Annotated in this window: 4 protein-coding genes and 1 tRNA gene; all 5 read left to right on the forward strand. The window is 54.2% G+C overall.

Annotation, left to right across the window (positions count from 1 at the left end):
* The first annotated feature begins 121 nt into the window (after positions 1-121).
* The 5 genes from RQ935_RS09735 to RQ935_RS09755 all read left to right on the forward strand — a co-directional run bounded on the left by RQ935_RS09735 (position 122) and on the right by RQ935_RS09755 (position 5,466).
* Positions 122-625: an arginine repressor gene (locus tag RQ935_RS09735; RefSeq protein ID WP_295028793.1), complete on the forward strand. Its 504-nt coding sequence runs from the start codon at positions 122-124 to the stop codon at positions 623-625.
* A gap of 108 nt (positions 626-733) precedes the next feature.
* Positions 734-1,873, forward strand: coding sequence for a M20 family metallopeptidase (locus RQ935_RS09740; RefSeq protein WP_311498201.1), 1,140 nt, complete (start codon positions 734-736; stop codon positions 1,871-1,873).
* 35 nt (positions 1,874-1,908) lie between these two features.
* Positions 1,909-1,981: transfer RNA gene (locus RQ935_RS09745), tRNA-Arg, on the forward strand.
* Positions 1,982-2,449: 468 nt separating this feature from the next.
* Positions 2,450-3,973, forward strand: a complete 1,524-nt coding sequence (locus tag RQ935_RS09750) for a basic amino acid/polyamine antiporter (protein WP_311498202.1) — start codon at positions 2,450-2,452, stop codon at positions 3,971-3,973.
* 239 nt (positions 3,974-4,212) lie between these two features.
* Positions 4,213-5,466, forward strand: coding sequence for an arginine deiminase (locus tag RQ935_RS09755; protein ID WP_295028787.1), 1,254 nt, complete (start codon positions 4,213-4,215; stop codon positions 5,464-5,466).
* Positions 5,467-5,713 lie beyond the last annotated feature (247 nt).

A 5,713-nucleotide genomic window follows, 5' to 3' on the forward strand; every position in this document is an offset into this window, starting at 1 on the left:
CCCCCACCCCTGGGGGGCGAAACCCGTTTAAACACCCACCCAACTAGAGAACCCCACCAACACGGTGTAGGTTAGAGGTTACAGAGAGCGAGTTCCAGTTTTATTGGGGGTTGATTTGCCTATGACCGACGACACTTTGCCCCGAGTCGTCCCCTCGAAAGCGACCCGTCACGCCGTGATTTCCCGGCTGCTGCAAGAAAACGTGATTCGCTCCCAACGGGCTTTGCAGAATCACCTCAACGTCCTGGGCTTCAACGTGACGCAGGCCACTCTCTCGCGAGATTTGGAAGAACTATCAGCCACAAAAATTCGTGACCGTGACGGAAACCTGCATTATTCCCTGGTTCCCACCGAGGGTGCGGCGGAGGGCGCGAAACCGCTAAACGGCAGTCTGGACTATTGGGTGAAACAGTTTTTGCTGAAATCAACCTGTGTTTGCAATCAAGTCATTTTGCGCACCCACCCGGCGGCGGCCTCCCCTCTGGCGTCCATAGTCGACAAGGAAAACCTTGATGGAGTCCTGGGCACGATAGCGGGGGACAACACCGTCCTGATTATTTGTCGTGACGAAGAATCAGCCCAAGCACTTCACGAACTCCTGCTCTCTATCGCAGGATTGGGATAACTTTCCCAGAACCGCAACTTCGCAGCTTATCCTGACTAAACTAGCAGTGAGGCTCGCCAATCAATACCGTGGCTGAGCGTGTTAGCGGACAAGAGGAACCTTAGAACGATGCAGAAAAACAACTTGAAACTGGTGACAGAGCTGCGCCATGAGCTGCATGCTCACCCCGAAATCTCCGGGCAAGAAGTTGAAACTAAGCGCAGGTTGATGAGCTTTTTAGCCGAACATACCTCCTTTGTCATTCATGATGAAGGCAGTTGGTTTTGGGTCAAGGTTCCGGGAACGGATCCCGCTCAGCCCTCCATCGGTTTTCGTGCAGATTACGATGCACTGCCCATTCCAGAAGATTTGGATTTGCCTTACGCCTCTAAGAATCCTGGGGTGTCGCACAAGTGCGGTCATGATGGGCACAGTTCGGCTCTGGCGGGACTGGCTTTGGAGTTGGAAGGGCGCGATGTGCCCTCTGACGTTTATCTCATCTTTCAGCCGGCCGAAGAAACCGGGGCTGGAGGTTTCCCCAGTTCGCGGCTCATTGAGAGGGAAGCAATCGACCAGATTTACGCTTTCCACAACTGGAGCGGGATACCTCGCGGCTGCGCGGCTCTGAAACGGGGCGTGTCGCAGTGTGCCTCGCAAGGGCTGAGCCTGGAGTATAAAGGTATCACTACGCACGCCAGCAACCCGGAAGCGGGGGTGAACCCCAGCGAAACGATTGCCCAGCTGGTTCTTTACGTTATGGATTTGGCGGGCGTGGCGAGACTCGGTAATCGGCATTCCTGTTTTGAGGGTTTCGTGTTGGCCACGGTGGTGAGCATCGAAGTCGGCCGCAAAGACTTTGGTATTTCGGCGTCCCACGGGGAGCTGAACCTGACTCTGCGTGCCGAAAACGAATCCGACCTGGCCAAGCTAAAGAGCCTAATCTGTGACGAGGCCTCCCACCTGGCGAAACAGACCTCCCTGCTGCTGTCCATAACCGACTGCGACGTTTTTCCTGAGACTTGCAACGATGACGCGGCAATAGACCTGGTTGCCGCCGCCGCACAGCGTGCGGGGCTGCCGGTGGTGTACCTGGAAAAGCCTTACCGAGCTTCGGAAGACTTCGGACATTACTTGAAACTCGCCAGCGGGGCGATGGTCTATATCGGCAACGGGCAAGATTGGCCGCCCCTGCATACCTCCGCCTATGACTTCCTGGACAGTAACCTGGAAGTCGCCGTGGATTTGTGGCTATCCATTTTAGGATTTTGATATCAAGAAAGGCTTGTATTAAACTGGTTCGCGAAGCGCTCGTAGCTCAATGGATAGAGCATCTGACTACGGATCAGAAGGTTGGGGGTTCGAGTCCCTTCGGGCGCGCTACTAAATGATTTCCACCGTCTCGGCGTGGTGTTGTTTTACCGTTTCCTGATTTTTCAGTCTGTTCGTGTATGTCAATGTCAGTTACGACTGTGCAACCCGTGGTAGAACTTGCCAGGCACAGACTCAAGAACCCCTCAAAGCCTGACGAAGTGAACAAAAACCCACCCACCTTGTGCAGCCAGAGCCCGGTGCTTGTGCAGCCTCCCGAAAGCGCGACCACCCCAAAACCGCCTACTGTAACATGAAAATATATGCATTCTCTAAATGCAGAGTACAGGGGGGACAAAGAAGGGTATACGCATAATTATTCAAATTCTGAAATCTCTCGATTTACGTGTGAACTGGTAATACAATGAATCAGTGCGAAAAACAACAGATGTTTTTAGGGCAGTGGCGATGGGGGCGCATACCCCGAGAGCGCTGTTTTCGAGACCGCACACTTCACTCCATATAGAAGGGTAAAGAATGAGCAACGACAATGCTGTTGCGGAAACAGAGGAAGTTAAACTTCCCCTATTCCCGTTGATTGCTTTTGGTATAGGTTCCATGGTTGGTGCTGGTATCTTCGGGATACCGAGCCAGATGGCTGGCAACGCGGCACCGGGGCCGCTGTTAATAGGTTGGTTGATTACTGGCATCGGCATGCTGATGCTGGCTTTCGCGTTCCAATCTTTGGCAACGACCCGTCCAGACATCACCGGTGGTGTTTATGGCTACGCGCGGGAAGGTCTGGGCAACTTCGGCGGCTTTATGTCAGCCTGGTCATACTGGTTATCGGCTTGGGCCGGCAACCTCTCTTACATTGCCTTTTTCACGTCAGCTCTAGGCGGATTCGCGGTATTCTCCGGCTTGATGCAAGGAGATTCCGTTTCTATCGCGGGGTTGATTTTCGGTTTGGTCTGCCTGTGGTTGATTCACTTCCTGATTTTGGCCGGTATTCGTACCGCTGCGTTTGTGAACACGATTGTTACTGCGGTTAAGATCATTCCGATTGTTGTCTTTATCATCTGTGCTGCTGTGGCTTTCAAGGTCGGTTTCTTTACGGCTGACTTCTGGGGCAACGTGGTGCAGGTTGGTCCCGAAGGCGAAGAAGCCGGGCTCGGCCCGGTCATGGCTCAGGTCTCCCACATGATGCTGGTTACGGTCTGGGTGTTCATCGGTATCGAAGGTGCTTCGGTGTACTCCACTCGTGCCAAGAAGTCCAGCGATGTGGCTAAGGCTACGGTTATCGCTTTCCTTACCGTGCTGGCTTTGTTGGTATTCGTCAACGTCCTGTCCTATGGCTTGATGGCACAGCCCGAGTTGGCTGGGCTCGCCGATCCGTCCATGGGTGGTGCGATGGCGGCTGCCGTCGGTCCCTGGGGCGCTGGATTCATCAACATTGCAGTGCTGATTTCCGTGGCTGGCGCTATGCTGACCTGGGTCATGCTGGCTTCCGAGATTCTGTTCGTGCCGGCAGCTGACCACAACATCATGGCGGCCTTTGGCAAGACGAATCGGAAGGGTTCCCCGACAGTTTCTCTGTGGGTGACCAACATTGTGTCTTCCATCGTCTACATCATCATGGTTTTGGGCTTTGCCTCGAGCTACACCGACTTGATTACTATCGCGGCTTCGCTGATTATTCCGTGCTACGTCATTTCCGCCGTTTACCAAATCATTCAGACCAAGAAGGGAAACAACGAAGCGGAAGGCGTGAAGTCGTCTAAAGGCTACCGGATGTGCGTTGGCATCATCGCGACTATCTACACAGTGTGGTTGCTGTGGGCTGGCGGCATCGGGCTGCTGTTCCTCAACGGTTTGCTGTGGTTGATTGGCTCTCCGCTGTATTACAAGGGTCGTAAGGAACAGTATCCTGACCAGCCGGCTTTCCAGGGTAAAGACAAGATTTTCCTGGGCGTGGCCATAGCCTTCACAGTACTGCTGATTATCTGGGTCATCGTGTTCAAGGGTGACTTCATCAGCGCTATGTTCTGGAACGGTCTGTAAAGACTACCGACAATTGAATCTTGCGTTTTCTTTGGCGATGGCCCGGTGAGGCCACCCGACCGAATCGAGCCATCGCCAAAGAAAGTCTCATGAAAAATAACTTCATATTCACACAGCCTGAGGACCAAAGGGGTCCTCCCGGCTCGGTTCGTACAGCTGTATCGATGACCAAAAGTCCTTGCGCCCTTTGGCGAACAGCGTGCGTACCAAACCAACGATTACGTTAGGAAGGAATCAATATGAACAACAAAGTTGGCGTTTACTCTGAGGCAGGGGTTCTGCGTACTGTGATGGTTTGCAGGCCTGATTTGGCTCATAAGCGACTAACTCCCGAAAACTGCTCGGACCTGCTATTCGATGATGTCTTGTGGGTCGAAGAAGCGCAGAAGCACCACGATGACTTCGTGGCTCAGATGAAGGCCCGCGACATCGAAGTGCTCGATATGCAGGTCATGCTGGGTGAAATCCTGGATAACAAGGAAGCCCGCAAGTTCATCCTGGATCGCCGTGTCGCTGACGACATGGTTAACCCCATCGTCGCCAAGGACTTCCGTGATTACTTCACGGAAATGGACTCCAAGGAACTAGCACGATACCTCATCGGCGGTATCAACCTCGACGAGATTCCCGATGAAGTCGGCGGCGTGTACAAGAAGGCTGTGACCCCTGACGGTTACAACCTGGACGACTGGATCTTCAATCCGCTGCCCAATACCCAGTTCACTCGTGACAACTCCGCTTGGGTGTTCAATGGTGTGTCCCTGAACCCGATGTACTGGCAGGCCCGCCGTCAGGAGACCCTACTGACCCACGCTATTTACCAGTACCACCCGCGTTTCGCTAACGAGGACTTCAACATCTGGTTCGGCGCTGATCCCGACAAGAAGTGGCACCCCAACACCTTCATCGAAGGTGGCGACGTGATGCCTCTGAAGGACGGCGTGCTGCTGGTCGGCATGGGCGAGCGTACCTCGTTGAACGCCACTACGGAGCTGGCCAAGGAATTGTTCGCCAAGAAGGCTGCTGAGCGCGTCATCGTGGCGCGTATTCCGCGGACTCGTGCAGCAATGCACCTGGACACCATCTTTACGTTCTGCTCCGAGGACGTCGTGAATGCTTACCTGCCTTACATCGACAACACCTGGACCTTCTCGCTGCGTCCTGATGAGTCCAAGTCCAGCGGCATTGATATTCGCCGCGATGGCACGAAGCTGGTCGATACCTTGAACGAGGCGCTGGGTGTGAAGTTCCATGTCTCCCCCACCGGCGGCGACTACTTCAACGTCGAACGCGAACAGTGGAACGACGCGAACAACACCCTGGCTATTGCGCCGGGTGTCGTGATGGGCTACCGCTCCAACATCGAGACCAACAAGAACCTGCGCAATGCTGGTATCGAGGTGCTCGAGATTGACGGCGCCGAACTCGGCCGTGGCCGCGGTGGTTCGCGCTGCATGAGCTGCCCGATTGCTCGCGACCCGCTCTACAAGTAGAGCCACTCGTAAGCGGTTATAAGTTTCCCCTCCGGGCTGCCTCGGAGGTTATCAACGGGGCAGCCCACGGGGGGTATGTTTTTTCTGGCCGGCAGCCGTGACCTTTTCGGTGCGGCACCGGCCAGAAATTCGGAGAGATATTCTCCGCACATTACCAATCATTACGAAAACACCAATTTTGAAAGGAAAACCCATGACTGATTTTCACGGTCGTCACTTTTTGAAAGAACTCGATTTTACTCCTGCT

This window comes from uncultured Mobiluncus sp. (genome assembly GCF_963511525.1).
Taxonomy (GTDB): Bacteria; Actinomycetota; Actinomycetes; order Actinomycetales; family Actinomycetaceae; genus Mobiluncus.